Origin of the sequence: Levilactobacillus huananensis (assembly GCF_003946145.1) — a bacterium.
GTDB lineage: Bacteria > Bacillota > Bacilli > Lactobacillales > Lactobacillaceae > Levilactobacillus > Levilactobacillus huananensis.
The window spans coordinates 1-22189 of sequence record NZ_RHOC01000010.1; the positions used below are offsets into that span (position 1 = coordinate 1).

Genomic DNA, 22189 nt, shown 5'->3' on the forward strand with positions numbered 1-22189 from the left:
TCCCATGCCGAACACGGAAGTTAAGCTTCAGCACGCTGATAGTAGTTGGGGGATCGCCCCCTGCGAGGATAGGACGTCGCTACGCGATTATTCCGGCATAGCTCAGTTGGTAGAGCACCTGACTGTTAATCAGGTTGTCGACGGTTCGAGCCCGCCTGCCGGAGTCGGGTTAACCACGTTAGCCAGATATGCCGGCTTAGCTCAGCTGGTAGAGCATCGGTATCGTAAACCGAGGGTCGGGGATTCGAATTCCTCAGCCGGCATCAGATAAGCTTCTAGTCGTTGACTAGAAGCTTTTTTTGTTTCTAAAAAGTATGCGGGTGTTCAGTGAATTGTCTAGGTGATTAAAAATTGGTCTAAAATTTCTATACCAATTGGTATAGAAACGAGAACGCCGTCATACCAACATTAATTAAAAGTAATGATGAATTGATTTTATTAATAAATCTATTGTGGTATAGGTGTGTTAGTGCTATTCTGAGAGTAACTAGAAAAGGATAGGGAGTTGCCATCATGAAAAACATTCTGTTAGTTTGCGGTCAAGGAATCTCAAGCCATTTGTTTATCGGGGAAGCAAAGCGGGTATCGGAAACACAACGGGTACCATTACACTTTCAGGCAGTGAGTTATTTGGAGTTAACACCAGAATTGTTGGACGACCAAGATTTAGTCTTGTTGACGCCACAGGTGGCCTATCAAGCCGAAATTCAAGCCAAGATTGGCGACCGAGTACCAATGGCCGTGATTCCTAATGATATCTATGGTTGGCTAAACAGTCAGGCTCTCGTGAAGTTCACTTGTAAGCAACTAGCCGTTCACCCCGAAGTGGCTTACTAAAATGACGCCTGCAACGGTCACGCAACTGGCGATGCAACTTCTGTTAGCAGCGGGGGAGGCGAAGCAACTGTTGCTTAAAGCAGCAGCTGCTGGAGAGCTGACGCCGACTGGTGGGTTAGCGCCGTGTCGAACCAAGTTAGTCACAGCGCATCAGTTTCAGACTAAAATCATGGCTGAGTTGACATCTAAGGGGCTCGATCCCGATATCCTAGTGATTCATGCAATGGATAGCCTCATGGCGGTAGAAAGCAATTTTGAGTTAATTCAACTATTAAATCTAAAACAAGTGAAAGACGTCGACTAATCACGACGTCTTTTTATATTCACCGTAACTTTATTCATTAAAAGTATAATAGTCAATCAGATTAGAAATGAATAAAAAATAAGAGGATTGCATGAGACAGCTAATGCTTTCATCATTATTTTTTCCTAGGCGTGACGCGGTATGCGACGCTTTTTCTACCGAAAACCGTTGCGTAACGGCACTTCATGCAGTATAATTACTACTATGTTTTATTAGAGGTCTATGAGACACCGTGACTGTCGCCTTTTTCTTGGCGACGAGACAAAAATAAAAATATTCATTTTAACAATCGTACTGGAGGTATTATCGTTTTGAATAACAAACCAGAAACGCCTACCCAAGATCGCACTTTCTTTGGTCAACCGCGAGGGTTATCGACGCTGTTCTTCACTGAAATGTGGGAACGGTTCAGTTACTACGGGATGCGGGCCATCCTTATCTACTACATGTACTACTCTGTTACTAAGGGTGGTCTGGGCTTCGACCAAGCCACGGCTGCTTCGGTTATGTCCATCTATGGGTCCATGGTTTACCTGGCATCCGTTTTAGGTGGTTACTTAAGTGACCGTGTCTGGGGGAGTCGTAAGACTGTCTTCATTGGTGGGGTTTTAATTATGTTCGGGCATATTGCTTTGTCCATTCCTGCCGGTGCTATGGCACTCTTTATCTCCATTCTCTTGATTGTCTTAGGGACTGGGCTGTTGAAGCCTAACGTTTCTGAAATGGTTGGGGGTCTCTATGATGAAGGCGATACTCGACGGGATGCCGGGTTTACTATCTTTGTCTTCGGGATTAACTTAGGTTCTCTGGTCGCACCACTGATCGTTGGCTGGTTAGGTCTGAAGTACAACTTCCATTTAGGGTTCTCTCTGGCTGCTATCGGAATGTTCCTTGGTTTAATTCAATACTGGTATGGTGGAAAGAAGTACCTGAGTAAGGAAAGTCTTTACCCAACCGACCCCTTGGAACCAGGTGACATGTCCAAGTTAACGGTTCGTTCACTCGTTGGCTTAGTTGCCTTCGGGTTAGTCGTTCTCTTGATGTTCTTGTTAGGTTCTCTGAACTTAAACAATTTCGTGATGTTACTTTCTACGATTGCCTTGGCCGCACCTGTGATCTACTTCGTTATCTTCCTGACGAGTAAGAAGGTTACGCCAACCGAAAGAAAGCACGTCTGGGCTTACCTTGGACTCTTCATTGCCGCAACGATCTTCTGGGCAATTGAAGAACAAGGGTCATCCGTGTTAGCCTTATTTGCTGCTAACCAAACGAACAATAACTTCATGGGCTTCCACATCTTACCTTCTTGGTACCAGATGTTAAACCCACTGTTCATCCTGATTTACACGCCATTCTTTGCAATGTTGTGGAACCGTTGGGGCAAGAAGCAACCAAGTTCACCAGCTAAGTTTGCCACTGGGATGTTATTTGCTGGGGCTTCCTTCTTACTGATGGTTGTTCCTGTAACATTGTTTGGGACGGATGCTAAGATTAGCCCACTGTGGTTAGTCGGGAGTTGGGCAATCGTTGAAATCGCCGAACTGTTGATTTCCCCAATTGGGTTGTCTGTGACGACTAAGTTGGCACCAAAGGCCTTCCAATCTCAAATGATGAGTATGTGGTTCTTGGCCGATGCTGCTGGGCAAGCTGTTAACGCTCAAGCTGTTAAGCTGTACACGCCAGGTAACGAAGGTGCATACTTCCTGGGTGTCGCCATTGTGGCTCTCGTTGCTGGACTGATCCTGTTTGCACTGGTAAAACCTATTAAGAATTTAATGGCCGGAATTAAATAGTCAATTAAACCGGTAAAAAGTGCTACTCTATGGGAGTAGCACTTTTTTTGTGGAGGAGGTTTTTCCTTGGTTAAAGTGGCATTAGTCAGTGATCTTCATTTTGACGTGAATCATCAAGACCTTGAAACCGTTATCCCGGCCCACGTGGCTTGGCTAAAACAACACCGAGTAGGGGTGTACCTCATTGCGGGGGATATCAGTAATCACTTTGCTCAGTCACTGGCCTATGCCGAACGTATGCAGGCGGCTTTAGCGCCCGCACAGGTCCGCTTCGTAGCTGGGAATCATGATATGCTCCATGACGTCACCTACGATGAGTTAGGGACGTCTCTGGGACCAACCTATCTTCATCGCCAGTTTTTAGATATCACCGAAACCAACTGGCGAATTGTGGGAAACAATGGTTGGTATGATTACGGTTTTGCTGATAACTTACCAGGCCGGGATTTTGCGACATGGAAGCGTGCCTTCTGGGTAGATGGTAGTATTTCACAGCCACAGTCTGATCCGGAACGATTGGCGGTGGAGCTCCCCCTAATTCAAGATCAACTCGACTTAGCACGAGAAGCGGGCAAACGGGTGCTCTTCATGACGCACTTTGTACCACGGCGGGAGTTTATTCGCTACACGGATGATAATCGCTTCTGGAATATGGCCAACGCGCTGTTAGGTAGTCCTCAGATGGGAGATCTTTTGGCGAAAAATCAGGTTGAAACGGTCCTTTTTGGTCACGTTCACCGCCACTTTACACCTCGTCAATTAGCTGGCTCCTGGTACTACGATCAAGCGGTTGGCTATCACAATCGGCGAATTAACGAATGGACGCAGGCTGATTTTTCAGCAGAATGGCAGCAACGGGTTCGAATTTTAAATTTAAACTAAAAACATGACAAAAAATGCTTGACGATTTATGCAGAATTCTGTATGATAATAAACGTTGATTCGTTTCGACGTTTCATTTTGGTGGGGTAGCGAAGTCTGGCTAAACGCGGCGGACTGTAAATCCGCTCCTTCGGGTTCGGTGGTTCGAATCCACTCCCCACCATTTTTATTATTGGGCTATAGCCAAGTGGTAAGGCAACAGGTTTTGATCCTGTCATGCGCTGGTTCGAACCCAGCTAGCCCAACTCCTAACAGTCACTGTGTGTGGCTGTTTTTTTGTGTCCAAAATTAGGCGTTTCCACCTTGGGAGAATGAGTTAAATAGGTGACAGATCAATTAAAGACTAAGACCGTTGTGGACGGTGATTTGATTGGTTTCCGATAAGAAAATGTGATAATTGATTAGTTACGTTCTCAGAAAACAAAAAAAGTTTTTTTCCCACGTTTTCCCCAAAATGTGGTCAAGTTCATTTTTCTTGAAGGTGTCTGTCAAAGGGAGGCTTACAGTTAGCGAATAGTCATAAATTTATGATAAACGTACAATCAGTTGCGTCTAATATAGGTGAAATGATTACCCCCATCAGTGTTCAGGGGTTACTGGAAAATAATGAGTGAAGTGCTAGGATAATCATGAGGTTCAGTATCGAATAATTTGTAAAAAGATAATGAGTGAATTTAGTGTACGCACGATAAACGGTGTTGTTTCCTTAATCTAGGATAATAACCGATACAGGTAGAAAGAAGGGACGACAGCCATCATGTTAAAGCAAGAACAAAGAAAAACGATGCAGTTGACGCAAGTGCCACGCAAATGGCTTTACGCTAGCGTCACGATGGTCGTCGGCTTTAGTACAGTTTTTTTGGTGTCCACTCAGCCGGTCCATGCAGCGACAACAACTGAAGGAACGTCTGTTAACCAGCAACTGCCCGCAACCAAAATTGCTCAAGAAAAGCGGGCTGCCCCTGATAACGCAGAGGCTGATTCGGAGTCTGAAATGCAATCAGATGGGGAAAACGGTGATAACCAACCTTATCATCCGTCCCTGACGGATGATAAGGTTAAAGCAGACGCGGCTAATGAGCGACCTAATAAAAAAACGACGTCAGTAAATCCAGTCACACCGGCACAGCCGACGAATGTGGAAACGAAAACGGATAAAGTTGTTAATGTGAAGTCAGACTTTAGTTATAGCCAGGATAAGGACGGTACATACATTGTCACTGGTTACACGGGTAACGCTCAACAACAGGCCGATGGTTCGGCTCCTCAAGGCGGCTACGCCACGGCCATTACCATTCCCGATACCTATTTGGGAAAGGCCGTTACAGGAATTGCCGCCAATGCCTTCAACAATGTTGCTGGAAATGATAATCATTTGGGCATTGTGAAGGCGCTGACCGCTGTCACATTGGGCGCCAACATTCAGTGGATTGGGGCGAACGCCTTTGCGCACAATAACCTGACGTCACTGATTTTGCCGAACAGCACCTGGTCCATTAAGGCAGGTGCTTTCGAGGATAACCAATTAACCACGGTGGAATTAAATCGCATCGAGCAGATTGACGAGGATGCTTTTGCGGGTAATAAGTTAATCAAGGTTGTGGTTCCGGACACCGCCACTGGTATTGGGGACCGTGCTTTCAATCGAAACGCCATCACACAGCTAACCCTGGGTGATAAGCTACAGCGAATTGGAACCAGTGCCTTTGCTGACAATCAAATCAATGGGGACCTGGTCTTGCCAACCACGCTGATTAACTTAGGCGATGGTGCATTTCAAAATAACCAGTTAACTAAAGTCACACTGAACGCCAAACTTCGGACGATTGGCACGGATGCTTTCAACACTAACCGCATCGCGGGTAATGTGGTCTTGCCGGCTGAATTAACGGCGTTAGGTGACCGGGCCTTTGCCAATAACGAGTTAACGGGGGCGACCTTCAACTCAGCGATCTCTAAGATCAACAACGGTGTCTTCGAAAGCAATCAATTTAGTGGCGTACTCAAGTTACCAGACTCTGTCGAAAACATTGGGGACAGTGCCTTTGCTAACAATCAGCTGACGGGTGTCGATCTCGGTTCGAACGTCACGACGATTGGGACATCTACCTTTGCCAAGAATAAGTTGAGTGGGACGTTGCGTCTACCAACTAATCTCACGGCGATTGGGGATGGCGCCTTTAGTTATAACCAATTAACCGGGATTGATTGGAATGAACAGACGATTTCTCTGGGGGAGAGTGTCTTTGCTTACAATGACCTCAAAGGCACTCTGATCATTCCTAAGACGATTGTTAATATTGGGAAACAGGATTTTTACGCCAATGCACTTACTGAATTAATTATTGGTAACCCACTTGAAAGTTTGGGTGATGAAGCCTTTGCTTATAACAATTTACAAAATATTCAGGTCACTAAAGATATCGGAACGACAGGGGACAATGCCTTTGCTCACCAAGGTGTCCTGACAGGCGTTACCGTCACAATTCAGGGAGTTAAGGCAGCTAACGTCAAGGCAGCGATTGCCGAGCGCTTGGGATTGCCAGTCTCAAAACTAGCCAATTTGCAATTTAAGTTGAATGGTGAGACCTTGAAGTATGACGAATACAGCGATACCTTAACTTTACCGATTGAAGTGGCCTATGAAGATCAGGTTGAATTGAGCCTATCTTCTGACAGTACGGATACCGGACGCTATGGGGTCGACGAGTTGCTGCTGGCGCTTAATCGAATCCCGGATTTAACCCCACCGGGTCATGACCCGACCACGGATCCGACCACGGACCAAATAACAGACCCGACAACAGATCCGACCACGGACCCAATAACGGATCCGACCACAGACCCGACCACGGATCCAATAACAGGCCCAACCACAGATCCAATCGTAACGCCGGTGGATCCTAGCGATCCGCATGAAATCATTACGCCCGGGCCAATGGCTGTTAAGATTCAGCCGCTGGTAGTTGGTCCGATCGAAATGGCGAACCATCATGCTCATGCCACGGGCAACGTCTCTTGGGAATACGCAACGCCACTGGCAACTGTGTTTAGGGTAATAAGTCCTGTCACTTCATCTACACAACAGAGGGTTCTGAGCCAATCACCACTTGAAACAAGTGAAACTAGGCAAGTTGTCACGATCACGAAGACTGTCGTGACAACGACAAATCAGACATTGCCCCAAACAGATGAACGAAGAAGTATCTTCACTTGGTTGGGCTCCTTATTAGGATTATTGGGCACCTGGGGCCTATTACGCAGACGCCAAGATTAAAGCATAACTAATCACGAAACAGGCCTGAGACCATGCCAGGCCTGTTTCGCTTAATCGACCAATTATTTCAAATGAAAGAGACGGTAAGAAATAATGCCAAATGGAACGCAACAGCACTATAAAATGTATAAGGCTAAGAAACAATGGCTGGTAGTTGGCCTGACAGGCATAGCGCTGGGAGCGGGACTGACTTTGGGCACCACAGCACGGGCTGCCACACTAACTAACGAAAATATTAGTGGCAACACAACGGCACCTGCGAGTGGGACGTCAGAAACAGGGGGTGAGACGCCTAGCAGTGCCGCAAGTGGTGCTGAGGGAAAAACCATTCAAGCAAGGAGTGCTGCTCCGGAAAAATCACAGGCAGCACCAGCCTCTAGTACGGCGACTCAGGAAAAAGCGCCTGCAGAACAGTCAAAAATTGCACCGGGCCAACCAGAGAGAACGATAACTGATTTCGCTGACGTGTCAGCTGATGCGTTACCAAGTTCAGTGGTGACTCCGCCAGTCCAGGCATATCAAATCAATGATGAGGAGATCTTGAATCGTACGAGAATGTATGATTCTAGTTTGTACGCAGCACTTCCGGCGTCAAGAATGGCAGTTGCGCCGGATGATACGCCAGCAATCACGACCGACAGTGATTTTGTTATTTCCGACCACGTTATTACTGGATACAAGGGGACTGCAACGAAAATCACCATTCCAGCTAAGGTGAACGGCGAAGATGTGTATCAGATTGGGGCTAATGCCTTTAATTTTGCAGATACCGGCGTCAAATTAACTTCGGTAACTTTTGAGCCTTCCGGCATGTGGGGGATTGGGACCGATGCTTTCGCTGGGAATAATTTGACCGACGTCGTGCTTCCCGACAACGTAACGGTTATTGGTGCGGAAGCCTTTGCTAACAATGGTATGAAGATGCTGCATTTGGGAGCCAGAACCACCACGATTAGTGAGTCGGCTTTTGAAAAGAACAATCTTACGGAAGTGATCATTCCGGATTCGGTCACAACAATTGGAAAAGATGCCTTTGCCCAAAATAGTTTGCTAGCTACAGTAAAGCTCGGATCTCAGCTCACAACGATTGGTGATTCAGCTTTTGAAAAAGATAGTCTTTCATCGGTGACTATACCAGATTCGGTTAAAACTATCGGCGTTGGGGCCTTCCAAGGGAACGGCCTCAAGTCTGTGACATTGGGGTCTCACCTGATTACGATTGGTGGGTCTGCTTTTGCAGATAATGACTTGACCAGTATTGAGATTCCGGATCAAGTTGAGCCAGAAAACACAAATTCTGAATTTACTATTGGAACTGGTGCGTTCGCCAATAATAAGCAGTTAAGTAAGCTGACAATTGGTAAAAATATTTTTTCGATTGGTGATCAAGCTTTCTCTGGAGACGCAATAGTTGGACAGGTGACGATTCCCGATACCGTTAAATCAATTGGTGATGGTGCCTTTGAAAATAATCAGTTAACGGGTCTCATTCTAGGAACCACTGATGCCGTGACGCTAGATAATATTGGAAAATCGGCGTTTGCTGGTAATGATTTGGAAACGCTAGTCATCCCCGATACCGTTAAGTCAATTGGTGATGGTGCTTTTCAAGCCAATAAGCTGACCAATCTTAATTTGGGATCGGCCGATGGATCGAAGTTAACGACCATTGGAAACTCGGCTTTTGCAGGTAACCAATTAAAGGGAAAACTAAGTATCCCTAACGCGGTAACGACGATTGGTTCCGATGCTTTTGGTGGGGACGATACTTCCCAGACAAACCAACTCACGACATTGACTCTGGGTAAGCATGTGAAGACGATTGGCGACAGAGCATTTAGACGTAATGCTTTGGCCGGAACACTCACGTTACCTGACTCGGTCACAGATATCGGGACGGGAGCCTTTGAGGATAACGATCTGGAGACTGTGCAGTTTGGCAGTCAGGTGGCTAACCTAGGAAACCATGCCTTTGTAGGGAACGATTTACAACGGATCAATTCGACCACACCGATTGCTTCTTTTTCTGGAACGCCAGTAGATCCCAATAATCCTAACGGACCGCAAGACCCTGGGGATGCCTTTGCAGCACAGAAGAGTCTTAAAGACGTGACAGTTAAGACAACAGGGGGCACGGCCTTAGCAGTTAGAGCGGCTATCATAGAAAAGTTAGGCTTGCAAAATCTGCCATTGGGGAACTTATCCTTTGCGACGCAAAACGGTGAGACCCTCAGGTATGATGCGGTTAATGACGTACTCACGCTACCGGCCGGTAAAACGTCTGGTAGCTTATCATTGGTACTCACTTCAAGTGATACCGGTGATCAGAGTGAAGGAAATTATGGGACGCAGGATCTCGAGCTTAACCTAGTTCCAGAGAAGACGGATCCAAGCACCCCGGTAACCCCGGTGAATCCAGACGATCCGAACAAGCCTGTCGATCCAACGACGCCAACCAAGCCAACCAAACCTGGTAAGCCAACAACGAAGCCTGCCAAGCCAACGGAACCAGCTAAGAAGCCCACGGCGGCAACTAAAGCAACCTCTAAGGGCACACCAGCTAATCAGCATCATGGTACTAGTCAATCGTTAGGAACTGGTAATCGTCGGTCACTGACGACCGCGTCCGCTAGAACGACAAACAAAGCGAACCAGAGTTCTAACCGGCAGACGACTGCGATGCTTCCGCAGACCAGCGAGCAACAATCGCTATGGCAGTGGTTGGGACTACTGGGCCTCAGCCTATTGAGTTGGTTAGGCCTAGCCGATCGCCGACGCAAAAATTAACTTAATATCATGTGTAAGGCCTGTGACGGGTGACCGTTGCGGGTCTTTTCTATGTCCCTAAAAGAAATGAAACGCAGGGTGTGATTTTCAGACTTGATGCCCATATCACCCGAAGACTATCCACAGCTTTCAGTGCACTGCCCCTTGAAAGGCCAACTAGGATTGGCTGGGACCAGTGTGCAACCGGTAGGAAAAATTGACAATTGTGAGGAACTTCGCTAAAGTCAACTTAATAATTGTGCCAGACCATTTCGTATCCTAACGGGGAAAGTGGGGGTCTTGTGATGTCAGAAATCGTGAAGCCAGAAGACCTGTTTGCCTTGCGTTCACTAGCTCAACCGGTGAGTGACGGGCAACGGGTCTACTACCTAGAGAGCCACCTAGACCAGCAACGGAATTGTAACCAGTCCAGTATTTTTAGTGTCAGTTTGGCCACTGGGGCTGATCGGCGGCGTTGGAGTCCGGAAGGTGTGAGTGTTTCTCAGCTGACGTTGAGTCATGACCACCGCTATTTGGCCTTTATCGGCCAGATCGGTGATCATACGCAGCTCTTTCGAGTCGATTTGAGCGGGGGTGCTCCCGTGCAATTGACCAAGGGGGACCGTGATATTGATACCCCAGTCTGGGCCAAAGATGGACATGTGCTCTATTTTCAAACGGTCGTGGGTGAACCCAAAGTTGCTGAATTTCCACAACCCCATGTTGTGACGCGTCTATGGTATCAGGAAAATGGCGCGGGTATTCTGCCGCAAGGTCTGACTTACCAGTGTTTGCGTTATGATTGTCAGACTGGTGACCAGTCGGTAGTCTTGGAGCAGTCGACTGAATTTCAGGTCATGGCGGCCAACGCACAGGGCCTGGTTTATGGTCGTAAACGACTGCCTGACGATGATCAGGATTTCAGTGAGGGGGTCTATTGGCATACTTTCGATGGCAATGGCGATCGGTTGCTGAATGCCGCTGTGGCCCAAGGAACCTTCGACAGTGCCGTCCTTAGCCCTGACGGCACACACGTGGCCATGTGGGGGCTAGATAATCACATCATGGATGTGGCTCAAGCCCACGCCTGGGTGGTTGATCTGACCAATGGCCAATTGACAGATGTGACCGCACCACGAGATGTTGAGGTTGGGGACAAACTGACCAATGATAGTCAGCACGGGCAGTCGGGCCAATCAGTGGCCTGGCTGAATGCCGAGACTCTTTTAACCTTGGAAAATGTGGCTGGACGAGTATCATTGATGTGTCAGACGATGCTCGGAGACCGGGTAACACCGCTACTTGATGGCGATCGTGGCATCACAGACTTTTCCGTCGTCGATGACCACACAATTGTCTTTACCGAAACGACAATGACCAGCGTTAGCCGGTTGAAGGTCCTCGATTTGACGACGATGGTGGAACGCGAGTTGGTTAATCCCAATGCGCAGTACGAGGCAACGCATGCCCTCGTAGCCGGACAACGCTTTACCTTCCAGAGCGCTGACTTTCCAGTTACCGGATGGTACTTCCCACCGGTAACGCCGCAAACGAAGCATCCGGCAATTCTCTATATCCACGGTGGCCCTGAGGTGAACTATGGGTATAGCTTCTATCATGAATTCCAGTACTTGGTTGGCCAGGGCTATGGCGTGATCGCTGTTGATCCTCGGGGTAGTACGGGTTACGGTCAGGATTTCTCAGCTGCGGTGATTGGGCATTACGGTGAAGGAGACTTTGCCGATTTGATGGCTGGGACTGATGCGGCGCTAAAATACGATCCGACTATTGATCCGCAACAACTCTGTGTGACTGGCGGGTCATATGGTGGTTTTATGACCAACTGGATTGAGACCCACACGACGCGCTTCGCAGCGGCTGTGACGCAGCGCTCAATTTCAGACTGGGTGAGTTTCTATGGTACCAGTGACATCGGCTACTTTTTCACCAAATGGGAAATGGCTCAGGACATGACAAATGTGGCAGCCCTGTGGGCATTGTCACCGTTAGCCCACGTTAAGGACGCGTCTACGCCAATTCTAATTCTACATGGTGAATCAGACCGACGCAGTCCGACAACGCAAGGGATGGCTTTTTACGTGGGTTTAAAGGAGACTGGTGTGGATACCCAGCTGGTCCTCTTCCCAGAATCGACTCACGAATTGTCCCGATCGGGCTTACCAAACTTAAGAATTGAACGATTAAAACAAATCAATCGGTGGTTTAAGGATCACCTACCGCAGGAGGAAATTTAAATGAAGATTGGATTTATCGGTGTTGGCGGGATGGCTCGCGCTATTATTGGCGGCTTATTACAGGCCCAGACATTTGCGCCCACGGAGATCGTGGTTCACAGTCATCGGCAGGAGAGTTACCAGCCTTACGCGCAAGAACATGGTCTCGTAGCCGCGCTTAGCAACCAAAAGGTGGTTCAGACCAGTGATCTCGTGGTCCTCGCCGTAACACCGAACGTGGCCCCAGCCGTTTTAAAGGAAATTAAGGCTGATTTGGACGGGACTAACAAGGTGTTACTCTCGATTGTGGCTGGGCTGTCGCTCAGCGACATCGCCGATCTCGTTGGCAATTCAGTCCCAACGTTACGGACGCTGCCAAACGTCAACGTCGAAGTAGGAGCAGGGATGACCGCGGTTGCTGCCAACGCCGCCCTGAATGGTGACAACTTAGCCGCAGCACTGCGGGTTTTCAACACGATTGGCGATACGACCGAACTGGCTGAAGACCAATTTGGCGTCTTCAGTGCCCTGGCCGGCAGCTCGCCCGCCTACATTGACTTCTTCATCGACAGCCTAAGTCGGGCCGGTGTTAAGCACGGGTTGACTAAGGCTCAAGCGACCCAGATTGCCGCGCAGGCCACTTTGGGGTCCGCCAAGATGGTGCTTAGCAGTCACAAGATTCCCTTTGAACTTATTGACCAAGTTTCCTCGCCCGGTGGTAGTACTGTGGCTGGCTTGCTGGCGATGGAAGAGGCGGGATTAATGACCGCCGTGGTTAAGGGAATCGACGCCACGATCAAACGGGATGCTGGGGGTCCAGCTTAGTTTAGATCGCGTGAGTTGCATTTTTGGTCTATACCGATTACAATAATGATGTTGAGATTGTCAGTATTGATTAGGAGGAGACTCATGAGTATTGTCTTAAAACACGCGAAGATTTACACCGGGGACAGCGTCATTGCCGACGGGTATGTGCGCTTTGACCGTCAGATTGAAGCGGTTGGACCTGTGGCGGACTTTCGCCCCCAACCAGCCGATGAAGTTCACGTGGTCACTGGCCGCACAATTGTACCAGGATTTATTGACGTGCATAGTCACGGAGGCTATGGATATGATAGTATGGATGGTGACCCCGACCAAATAGATCAAATGGTTAATCAGATGGTCTATGAAGGGATCACTACCATTTTTCCCACAACGATGACACAGTCAAATGACGCGATTGATCATGCTATGTCGGGAATCGCAGCGGCGGCTGAGCGGAACCCTGTGATTCAGGGTGTTCACTTGGAAGGACCGTTCATCGCGGCTATTTACAAGGGTGCTCAGCCAGAAGCTTACATCAAGGATCCTGACGTGGCCCTGTTGGATCGATGGAACACGTTGTCGGGTGGCCGGGTCAGACTGATCACCTATGCACCAGAAGATGCCGGTGCCGCTAAATTTGAAACGTATTGTTTAGCCAATGGCATCGTGCCTTCAGTGGGTCACTCGAATGCCACCAGAGCGCAATTGTTGAACAGCCGGGCCACGCATGTGACACACTTGTACAACGCGCAACGGGGGCTCAAGCATCGTGAACCGGGTGTTACCGGTCATGCTATGTTGGAGGATAATCTTTACTGTGAGTTGATCTGTGACGGGTTCCATATTGTACCCGATATGATCAAGCTAGCCTACGAACAGAAAGGCCCTCACCGCTTAGAATTGGTAACGGACTCGATGCGTGCCAAGGGGATGCCCGAGGGTGTCAGTGAGTTCGGGGGCCAGAAGGTCATCGTTAAGGATCGGCAAGCCCGACTCGAGAGTGGTAACTTGGCTGGATCTGTTCTTCGTTACGATGAAGCTTTCCGTAACGTGATGTTGTTTACGGGTTGCGATGTCAATGAAGCCGTTCAGATGAGCTCGGTTAACCAGGCCGAAGAATTCCAGTTAACACAGAAGGGCAAGCTTGAACCCGGTCGTGACGCGGATCTTAACGTGATGACACCAGGCTTCCAGCTAGAAACAACGTATAGCTTGGGTCGAGCATTTAGTCAAAAGAACAAATAACTTAAAGTTGGATTTTTAGAAGGGACGTTGGGTGCTGTGAGTTCACCGATTTATATTCAAATTCATAATGACATTAAGCGCGCGATTGAAGCTGGAAAGTGGGCGGTTGGCGACCGAATTCCGTCAGAACGGGAGTTGTCGCGTGAGTTTGATGTGAGTCGGATGACTCTACGCCAGGCCATTCAAACCTTGGTCGATGAAGGAATTCTCGAACGCCAGGTGGGGTCTGGAACCTATGTGGCCAACCAGAAGGTTCAAGAGAAAATGTCTGGGGTCACCAGTTTTACCGATTTGATGTTGGCTCAAGGCAAGCAGCCTTCCAGCAAGACCATTTCCTATCACGTCATGAGTCCCTCATTGAGTGAAGCTGAAAAGTTAAAGCTCAGCGAAGAGGACCTCGTGTTGCGAATGGAACGAATTCGTTATGGAGATGATGTGCCTATTTGTTTTGAAGTGGCGACCGTTCCAGAACGACTGGTCGATGGGCTCAGCAAGAAAGAAGTCACGAGTTCTCTGTACCGTGCACTCGAAGATAAGAAGGGTCTGAATCCTGGTAAGGCACAACAGACGGTTTCCGCTATGTCGGCTTCCGAACGGATTTCAGAATACTTGAACATCAAGCGTGGCGATGCGATCTTGCGGCTTCGTCAGGTGACCTGCTTACAAGATGGTACGCCATTCGAATACGTGCGGACCCAATATGTTGGCGAGCGTTTTGAGTTTTATTTGGAAAAGTAACAACGTGCTATGGATCGCACGGCTTAACAAGCTACATTTGAAAATAAAAAGTGGCGCTATGACATTTGTCACGGCGTCACTTTTTTCAAAAAGAAGTGGGACAACCGAATTTAAGGTAGGCGGTGGTATCTCCTTCACAATGAGCACAGATCGGAAAATTCGGGGGCAATGCTAGTTGCATACGAATGATACCGAAACCAAACTGACGCCACGACTTGATCGTGATGGGCAGTCTCTATTGAATCAGGGACGCTAAAGGGGGCAGGCTGATGTTTATTCGGCGAGCAAAACAGAACGATAATTTTCATGAAGTCGCGAACCTGTATCTGACAGTCTGGCGCTCTGCTTATGCGGGCATGCTGCCAGCGAAATTTTTGGATCAATTGACTGTCGATACTTGGCACCCCGAACGTGGTTGGCAGCAAACTTGGTTGGCCTTTCAAGGGGAAAAGGTGGTCGGTGTTTGTGCCGCGGGTCCTGCCAGAAAGGCCGAGCGATCAAATTGGGGCGAAATTTATTCGATTTATGTTCATCCTCGCGTGCAGCATCAAGGTGTCGGACAGCAACTCATGACGGCGGCCCTTACAGCCCTAAACGCAACGACCGAGCGGGTTTATTTGGAAGTCCTCGAGGCGAATCATTCGGCGCAGGCATTTTACCGCGAATTTGGTTTCAGACAAAAAGACCCTGCCCGGTTACGGACAGAGTCACAAGGTCAACTCTCGGTGATTGAAATGGAACGGGTACGCCACAACTAGCGTTGCTGCCTTGCCTGTTGGCGTACTAAATGGAGGTAGCGAGGGATAATGGCAATCCGCTTAAGCCGCTTGGGGTCCTTAACTGTGCGGTAGGCCCATTCCAAATGATGATCCTGCCAGAACTTAGGTGCCCGGTCGACGGCCCCGGCGAGGACGTCGAAGCTTCCGCCGACCCCCATCCACAGGCCCTTGGTCGTGTGTCGATGCTGGGCGATGAATTTTTCCTGTTTTGGGAACCCGAGAGCCGCAAAAACCATGTCAGGTTGAGTGGCCTTGATGTCGGCAACAATGTCGGCATCATCGTCGAAATAGCCATCGTGAATACCGGCGATGGCGAGCCCTGGGAAGTCATGTGGTAAGGTTTGCTTCAACGTGGCGACCACTTCGGGCTTGGCGCCTACAAAGTAGGCTGAGCGGTGCTGTCTGCTAGCCCACTCGAGGAGCGCGTACATCGTATCGAAGCCGGTAATTCTTTCCGGTAGCGGTTGATTTAAAAGTTTAGCGCCGTCTAAGATTCCTACCCCATCCGGGGTAATGTAGTCCGCGTTGCGAATCAGCCGTTGATAGTCCGGGTGTTCGTGCGCGTACATCACGATTTCAGGATTGGCGGTGACGACGAAGGTATTTTGTTTGGCCACGATGCGGGTTTGTAATGTGGTCAGCAGATGGTCAGCCGTGGTTTTGACGAAGGGGACGCCAAGAACGGTAACCGTAGAGAATGAAGGTTGCATAGGGACTCCTTTCAGGATTGTCATTCGGACTAATTAAGCACCGATGACCATGTTAAAAAGTATGACGCTCCATGGGTTTCATGCTAAAATAAGTCTATTAGAATTGAAAATGAAGTCAGCCAGCTTAAAACCAGCTAAGGGAGAAACTCATTATGACGAACTTGTATCCCGACGACAGTTATACACTGCACACGGATGCCTATCAGATCAATATGATTCAGACGTATTATCAACAGGGAATTGCCGACAAACACGCGGTCTTTGAAGTCTTTTTCCGCGACATGCCATTCCATAATGGGTATGCAGTGTTTGCTGGTTTGGAGCACATCGTTCATTATATCCAAAATTTGCATTTTTCCCAAACCGATATTGATTACTTACGAGAAGCTGAAGATTATCCAGAAGATTTTTTGGATTATTTGGCTAACTTCAAGTTTCGTGGATCAATTCGTTCGGCCGTGGAAGGCGAATTGATTTACGCCCACGAGCCTATCTTACAGGTCGAGGGACCGTTGGCCGATTGTCAGCTGGTCGAAACGGCGATTTTAAATATCGTCAACTACCAAACTTTGATTGCGACGAAGGCGGCGCGGATTCGTTCCGTCGCTGGTGATGATGCCTTGATGGAATTTGGGACGCGACGGGCACAGGAGTTTGATGCGGCCATCTGGGGAACCCGAGCGGCTTACATCGGCGGGTTTGACGCAACGTCTAATGTTCGCGCCGGTAAACTCTTTGGTATTCCGATCAGTGGGACCCATGCGCATGCCTTGGTTCAGGCCTATGGCAATGATCACGATGCCTTTATGGCCTATGCGCAGACGCATAACGACTGTGTCTTTCTAGTGGATACCTACGATACTTTACGTAGTGGGGTACCAAATGCTATCGCAGTTGCTAAGGAAATGGGCGATCGGATTAACTTCCAAGGTGTCCGGATTGATTCCGGAGATATGGCCTATTTATCCAAACGAGTTCGTCAAAAGCTGGATGAAGCTGGCTTCCCGAATGCTAAGATTTACGCCTCCAACGACCTGGATGAAAAGACTATCCAGAGTTTGAAGATGCAAGACGCCAAAATTGACGTCTGGGGTATTGGGACGAAACTAATCACTGCTTTTGATCAGCCTGCTTTGGGTGCCGTCTACAAGATGGTTTCGATTGCAGATGAACATGGCGAGATGAAGGGAACCATTAAACTGTCCAATAATGCCGAGAAGGTGACGACGCCAGGTAAGAAACAGGTTTGGCGGATTACCAAGAAGGCGGATGGTAAGACCGAGGGGGATTACGTGACCTTGGCTGATGAAGATCCCCGGCGTGAGGAGAGTATCTTCATGTTCCACCCGAGTTTCACGTATATTAATAAAACGGTGAATGATTTCAATGCGCGGCCAATCCTACAATCGATTTTTGAGGATGGTGAGTTGGTTTATAAGTTACCAGCACTGTCTGCTATTCGGGATCGTTGTCGTGGAGCTTTGGCCAATCTTTGGCCAGAGTATAAGCGTGACCTGAACCCACAGAAGTATCCAGTGGACCTGTCACAAGATTGTTGGGACCACAAGATGGCCCTCATTCAAGAGATTCATCAGTACGTTCAAAAGATGCCGGAATAAGTTAGGCGTTTAGAATTTAGGGGGATGGAAATATGCGAGAGATGCAGAAAACCATTATTGAAGCGTTGAAGGTTCAACCAACGATTGATCCGGAAACGGAGATTCGGCGAAGCGTGGATTTCCTCAAGGATTATCTCAAGCGTTATGATTTTATGAAGACGTTGGTTCTCGGAATCTCTGGCGGGCAGGATTCGACGTTGACTGGTCTGTTGTGTGAACGGGCCGTTACTGAACTTCGTCAGGAAACCGGCGACGAAGCCTATCGGTTTATTGCTGTGCGGTTGCCCTATGGCGAACAAGCCGATGAGGACGATGCGATGATGGCGATCGACTTCATGGGGGCCGACGAGGTACAACGAGTCAACATTCAACCAGCAACGGATGCCATCGTGGCTGCGGTGGAAGCCAACGGTGGCCCCATCAGTGATTTTAACAAAGGGAACATCAAGGCGCGACAACGGATGATTGCACAGTATGCCATTGCTGGAGCTCGTTCTGGCGCAGTCGTGGGTACCGACCACGCAGCTGAAGCCGTGACGGGGTTCTACACCAAGTATGGTGACGGGGCGACCGACATTTGCCCAATTTGGCGGCTGGACAAGCGCCAGGGAGCAGCGATGTTAGCCTTTCTCGGGACGCCGGAACACCTCTACAAGAAGGTACCAACTGCAGATCTAGAAGATGATCGACCAGCTCTGCCCGATGAGGCCGCTCTAGGTGTTCGTTATCAGGATATCGACGACTACCTGGAAGGCAAGCCAGTGAGTGAAACTGCTGCAGAAAGAATTGAACAATGGTATCAAAAGACCGCACACAAGCGGCACTTACCAGTCAACGTGTATGATACGTTCTGGCAGAAGTAGGTTACAGACAAAGGATGGATAGCCATGCAAAAGAATAATATGAATAGTTATATTCGTGTTTTGAGTCAAGTTCTTCAGGAAACTGAGGATGGTGGAGAAGCCATGAACGGTGACTTTGAAACGATTCGTCACGCCCTGGATAATCAGACCGTAGGGGACCTCTCACAGGTTGAACTGCAGAAGATTGTTGATAATTTCCAGCGGGGAACCGATGCTTATGAAGCTAAGCTCAATCAACTCCAACAGGCCAGTGTACCGGTTCGAATTCTGGGTAAGCACAAGTCATTGGTGGCTGCTTACCGGATCTATACGGATGCCTGTCAAGCGATGACGGATAGCCTGGACGTTGAACACCAGACGGTCGATCAAGCAGCTTTCGATGCGGCAGAGACGACGCAGGAGAATGCCATGGAAAAGGTTACGGCAGCTACGCAACGCATCATGACGAGTCCAATGTAAAGTTTCATTTCAAAAATGCACGTCAAACGGGAGGGGCCGAGTGAGCCAACTCCCGTTTTGTGATCCTGAATTAAATTGGCTCACGCAAACGTAGAATCGGGCGACCCACACCAATGAAGATGGTATAATACGTGTATGCGAAGTGGGCCGTCTTAAGACGACCTCTAGAGGCGATTAAGAAGTGATGGAGGGTTTGCATGGCAACTGAAAGAGAAGAAAAGTTGGTCGATTTAGCCCCGTCGGTTCATCGACAATTCGGGCAGTACCGCGTCGATCAGATTCGCGCTGTGCTCACGCTGATGGATGAGGGGAACACAGTTCCTTTCATCGCTCGGTATCGAAAAGAACGGACAGGATCACTGGATGAAGTGGCGATTCGAGAGATTGAAGACGAGGCCACTCGGCTAGCCAAACTGAACAAGCGCCGGACAGATGTCTTAGGGATTATTGCTGATCAGCAGGCGCTAACGCCAAAGTTAAAACAGGCACTGTCTCAGGCGACGACCCTTCAGCAGGTGGAGGATCTTTACTTACCTTACAAGAAGAAACGGCAAACCAAGGCGACGGTGGCCATTCAACATGGGTTGAAGCCTTTGGCACAGTGGTTATTGACCTTTCCCACAGGAGATCTCGATCAACGGGCCAAGGCTTACGTGAACCCCGATCAGGATTTGCCCGATGTGGCTGCCGTTTGGGCTGGCGTTCACGAAATTCTAGCTGAGGCCTTCAGTGAACAAGCAGCTTTTCGGGAGTGGATTCGTAAGTTCACTTGGCAGCATGGCGAACTTACTAGTAAACGCCGCCGAGGGTCAGACGATCGTGACGAACAGCAAGTTTACGCGACCTATTATGATTTTCATCAACGATTGAATCAGATCCCTCCGTATCGTGTCTTAGCCATCAACCGTGGTGACCGGGAGAAGGTCTTGTCGGTTGGCATTAGTGTCGATCCGGCGTCGATCTTGCAATATGGGCACTTTCGACTAGTTGGCCAGCATCATGGACCGGCTGTAGCTCGAGTCAATCAGGCCTTTGAGGATGCCTATAAACGGTTCCTGGGACCAGCCATTGATCGGGAATTACGGCGAAAATTGACGGAGACGGCCAACACCCATGCCATTCAGGTCTTTGGGAACAACCTTTATCATCTGTTAATGCAGGCACCTCTGAAGGGGAAGGTTGTATTGGGGTTTGATCCTGCGTACCGGACGGGTTGCAAGTTAGCTATTATGGATGCCAATGGGCGGTTTTTAACCAAACAGGTGATCTACCCGCACAAGCCCGCTAGTCAACAGAAACGAGCAGCGGCTGGGCCTGCTTTCAAGAAACTTCTGACAACTTACCACGTGGAAATGATTGCGATTGGAAATGGTACGGCCAGTCGCGAGTCCGAGGAATTTGTAAGTGAAATTTTAAAGACGTTGGATCGGCCAATCTATTATGTTTTGGTCAATGAAGCTGGGGCATCGGTCTATTCGGCCAGTGCAGCGGCTCGAGCGGAATTCCCCGACCTTCACGTTGAGGAACGTTCCGCTATTAGTATTGGTCGCCGGCTGCAAGACCCTTTGGCCGAACTGATTAAGATTGATCCCAAGGCCGTGGGTGTGGGGCAATATCAACATGACGTTCCTGAGAAGGCCCTAGACAGCCAGTTAGACCGCGTTGTCGAGACGGCGGTCAATCAGGTTGGGGTCAACGTGAACACTGCGAGTGCGGCGCTTCTGACCCATATTTCGGGGCTAACCGCGACAACAGCTAAGAATATCGTCGGTTATCGTAACGATCACGGGGCCTTTGCGACTCGCCAAGAATTGAAAAAGGTGCCTCGACTGGGACCTAAGGCCTATCAACAGGCCGTGGGCTTCCTGCGAATCATTGCCGGGACACAGCCTTTAGACAATACCGATATTCATCCCGAAAGTTATTCCGCGGCGGAACAATTGCTGCAAGGCTTGACCACGCCGGTTACGGCGATCGGGACACCGAAGCTCCAACAGCAGTTGGCACAGATCAACACGCAACAGTGGGCAGAACGGTTAGATGTTGGGACCACAACACTCACCGATATCATCGATGGGCTTAGTAAGCCCGGGCGAGACTTGCGAGATACCATGCCGGCGCCATTATTACGGCAGGATGTCCTCACCATGGCCGATTTGAAGCCGGGCATGGAACTCCAGGGGACGGTTCGTAACGTGGTCGACTTTGGGGCGTTCGTGGATATTGGCGTCAAGCAGGATGGCCTGGTTCACATTTCACAATTGGCAGACCATTTCGTCAGCGACCCCAGTACCGTTGTTACAATTGGTGATGTGGTCACCGTGTGGGTGTTGACCGTGGATGAGCAACGTCAACGGATTCAACTTACGATGCGTGGCGAACAGCATGACTGACCAAGACTTACAACGGTTGGTTGCCCAGATTTCTCTGGCATCATTTGGGAAACCCTTCACGCATCGCGCGTGGTTCAATTACCGGCTACGTACCACTGGTGGCCGGTATCAGCTGACTGACCACAGTATCGAAATTAATCCGCGGATGCTCAGCGAGCATGGGCAGGCAACGCTAGTGGGAATTATCAAGCATGAATTGTGTCACTACCACTTACACCTGGCCGGCCAAAGTGGACAACATCGGACAGCCGCATTTAAGGCGCTATTGAAACAAGTAGGTGGCTTGCGTTACGCACCAGCACCTCGGGTGTCTAAATCTAAGGTTAGACACTGGCAACTTTATGAGTGTACACAGTGTCATTATCAGTATTATCGGGCTCGGCGGCTCAACGTCAATAAGCTTGTTTGCGGTCGCTGTCGGGGACGTTTAAGGTGGCAGCGGACCGTGACGGCGGTCACCCGGCCACAGGCAAATTAGGAGGT

The 22189-nt window shown here is 49.1% G+C and carries 17 protein-coding genes, 4 tRNA genes and 1 rRNA gene; 21 read left to right on the plus strand and 1 reads right to left on the minus strand.

The annotated features are described in order from the left end of the window. The 16 genes from rrf to EKM71_RS08370 form a co-directional block, all read left to right on the plus strand. Positions 1-85: ribosomal RNA gene (gene rrf / locus EKM71_RS11345) — 5S ribosomal RNA — on the plus strand; the annotation flags it as partial. A gap of 6 nt (positions 86-91) precedes the next feature. Then, positions 92-164 (plus strand) — tRNA-Asn (locus EKM71_RS08295). Between the two features lie 26 nt (positions 165-190). Next, positions 191-263: transfer RNA gene (locus tag EKM71_RS08300), tRNA-Thr, on the plus strand. Positions 264-513: 250 nt separating this feature from the next. Continuing rightward, positions 514-837 (plus strand): PTS sugar transporter subunit IIB, encoded by a 324-nt coding sequence (locus tag EKM71_RS08305; RefSeq protein WP_125574143.1) that lies wholly within the window; start codon positions 514-516, stop codon positions 835-837. A 1-nt stretch (position 838) separates the two neighbouring features. Continuing rightward, positions 839-1141 (plus strand): PTS lactose/cellobiose transporter subunit IIA, encoded by a 303-nt coding sequence (locus tag EKM71_RS08310; RefSeq protein ID WP_125574144.1) that lies wholly within the window; start codon positions 839-841, stop codon positions 1139-1141. 311 nt (positions 1142-1452) lie between these two features. Further along, positions 1453-2934 (plus strand): peptide MFS transporter, encoded by a 1482-nt coding sequence (locus tag EKM71_RS08315; protein WP_125574145.1) that lies wholly within the window; start codon positions 1453-1455, stop codon positions 2932-2934. 75 nt (positions 2935-3009) lie between these two features. Continuing rightward, positions 3010-3816, plus strand: a complete 807-nt coding sequence (locus tag EKM71_RS08320; RefSeq protein WP_318530885.1) for a metallophosphoesterase — start codon at positions 3010-3012, stop codon at positions 3814-3816. A gap of 80 nt (positions 3817-3896) precedes the next feature. Next, positions 3897-3979, plus strand: a tRNA-Tyr gene (locus EKM71_RS08325). Positions 3980-3989: 10 nt separating this feature from the next. Then, positions 3990-4061 (plus strand) — tRNA-Gln (locus tag EKM71_RS08330). Between the two features lie 512 nt (positions 4062-4573). After that, the gene (locus EKM71_RS08335; protein ID WP_125574147.1) at positions 4574-7093 is read left to right on the plus strand and encodes a leucine-rich repeat domain-containing protein; all 2520 of its coding nucleotides are present in this window, start codon (positions 4574-4576) and stop codon (positions 7091-7093) included. A 93-nt stretch (positions 7094-7186) separates the two neighbouring features. Further along, on the plus strand, positions 7187-9880 hold the full coding sequence (locus EKM71_RS11085) for a leucine-rich repeat protein (protein WP_164504765.1): 2694 nt from the start codon (positions 7187-7189) through the stop codon (positions 9878-9880). A gap of 284 nt (positions 9881-10164) precedes the next feature. Then, a complete protein-coding gene (locus EKM71_RS08350) occupies positions 10165-12114 on the plus strand; it encodes a S9 family peptidase (RefSeq protein ID WP_125574148.1) in 1950 nt (649 codons plus the stop codon). Then, the gene (gene proC, locus EKM71_RS08355) at positions 12115-12918 is read left to right on the plus strand and encodes a pyrroline-5-carboxylate reductase (protein WP_125574149.1); all 804 of its coding nucleotides are present in this window, start codon (positions 12115-12117) and stop codon (positions 12916-12918) included. Positions 12919-13002: 84 nt separating this feature from the next. Continuing rightward, positions 13003-14145: an N-acetylglucosamine-6-phosphate deacetylase gene (gene nagA / locus EKM71_RS08360; protein ID WP_125574150.1), complete on the plus strand. Its 1143-nt coding sequence runs from the start codon at positions 13003-13005 to the stop codon at positions 14143-14145. Positions 14146-14181: 36 nt separating this feature from the next. Beyond that, positions 14182-14883, plus strand: coding sequence for a GntR family transcriptional regulator (locus tag EKM71_RS08365; protein WP_057877500.1), 702 nt, complete (start codon positions 14182-14184; stop codon positions 14881-14883). Between the two features lie 269 nt (positions 14884-15152). Then, on the plus strand, positions 15153-15641 hold the full coding sequence (locus EKM71_RS08370) for a GNAT family N-acetyltransferase (protein WP_125574151.1): 489 nt from the start codon (positions 15153-15155) through the stop codon (positions 15639-15641). Here the strand turns inward: EKM71_RS08370 and EKM71_RS08375 are convergent. Then, a complete protein-coding gene (locus tag EKM71_RS08375; protein WP_125574152.1) occupies positions 15638-16372 on the minus strand; it encodes a WecB/TagA/CpsF family glycosyltransferase in 735 nt (244 codons plus the stop codon). The genes EKM71_RS08370 and EKM71_RS08375 overlap by 4 nt on opposite strands. A gap of 152 nt (positions 16373-16524) precedes the next feature. On the opposite strand from EKM71_RS08375, the gene EKM71_RS08380 reads away from it, so the two are divergent. From EKM71_RS08380 to EKM71_RS08400, 5 genes are all read left to right on the plus strand, one after another. Continuing rightward, positions 16525-17991, plus strand: a complete 1467-nt coding sequence (locus EKM71_RS08380) for a nicotinate phosphoribosyltransferase (protein WP_125574153.1) — start codon at positions 16525-16527, stop codon at positions 17989-17991. Positions 17992-18023: 32 nt separating this feature from the next. After that, on the plus strand, positions 18024-18854 hold the full coding sequence (nadE, locus tag EKM71_RS08385) for an ammonia-dependent NAD(+) synthetase (RefSeq protein ID WP_125574154.1): 831 nt from the start codon (positions 18024-18026) through the stop codon (positions 18852-18854). 24 nt (positions 18855-18878) lie between these two features. Continuing rightward, entirely contained in the window at positions 18879-19313 is a 435-nt protein-coding gene (locus EKM71_RS08390; RefSeq protein WP_125574155.1) for a hypothetical protein, read from the plus strand. Positions 19314-19510: 197 nt separating this feature from the next. Next, entirely contained in the window at positions 19511-21706 is a 2196-nt protein-coding gene (locus tag EKM71_RS08395) for a Tex family protein (protein WP_125574156.1), read from the plus strand. Next, complete coding sequence (locus tag EKM71_RS08400; RefSeq protein ID WP_125574194.1) at positions 21699-22184, plus strand: SprT family protein; 486 nt, start codon at positions 21699-21701, stop codon at positions 22182-22184. The genes EKM71_RS08395 and EKM71_RS08400 overlap by 8 nt, the downstream gene beginning before the upstream one ends. Positions 22185-22189 lie beyond the last annotated feature (5 nt).

Coding starts and splice junctions, on each gene's coding strand:
- EKM71_RS08305 (WP_125574143.1), top strand. CDS start 514: ATGAAAAACATTCTGTTAGTTTGCGGTCAAGGAATCTCAAGCCATTTG.
- EKM71_RS08310 (WP_125574144.1), top strand. CDS start 839: ATGACGCCTGCAACGGTCACGCAACTGGCGATGCAACTTCTGTTAGCA.
- EKM71_RS08335 (WP_125574147.1), top strand. CDS start 4,574: ATGTTAAAGCAAGAACAAAGAAAAACGATGCAGTTGACGCAAGTGCCA.
- EKM71_RS11085 (WP_164504765.1), top strand. CDS start 7,187: ATGCCAAATGGAACGCAACAGCACTATAAAATGTATAAGGCTAAGAAA.
- EKM71_RS08350 (WP_125574148.1), top strand. CDS start 10,165: ATGTCAGAAATCGTGAAGCCAGAAGACCTGTTTGCCTTGCGTTCACTA.
- proC (WP_125574149.1), top strand. CDS start 12,115: ATGAAGATTGGATTTATCGGTGTTGGCGGGATGGCTCGCGCTATTATT.
- nagA (WP_125574150.1), top strand. CDS start 13,003: ATGAGTATTGTCTTAAAACACGCGAAGATTTACACCGGGGACAGCGTC.
- EKM71_RS08370 (WP_125574151.1), top strand. CDS start 15,153: ATGTTTATTCGGCGAGCAAAACAGAACGATAATTTTCATGAAGTCGCG.
- EKM71_RS08375 (WP_125574152.1), bottom strand. CDS start 16,372: ATGCAACCTTCATTCTCTACGGTTACCGTTCTTGGCGTCCCCTTCGTC.
- EKM71_RS08380 (WP_125574153.1), top strand. CDS start 16,525: ATGACGAACTTGTATCCCGACGACAGTTATACACTGCACACGGATGCC.
- nadE (WP_125574154.1), top strand. CDS start 18,024: ATGCGAGAGATGCAGAAAACCATTATTGAAGCGTTGAAGGTTCAACCA.
- EKM71_RS08390 (WP_125574155.1), top strand. CDS start 18,879: ATGCAAAAGAATAATATGAATAGTTATATTCGTGTTTTGAGTCAAGTT.
- EKM71_RS08395 (WP_125574156.1), top strand. CDS start 19,511: ATGGCAACTGAAAGAGAAGAAAAGTTGGTCGATTTAGCCCCGTCGGTT.
- EKM71_RS08400 (WP_125574194.1), top strand. CDS start 21,699: ATGACTGACCAAGACTTACAACGGTTGGTTGCCCAGATTTCTCTGGCA.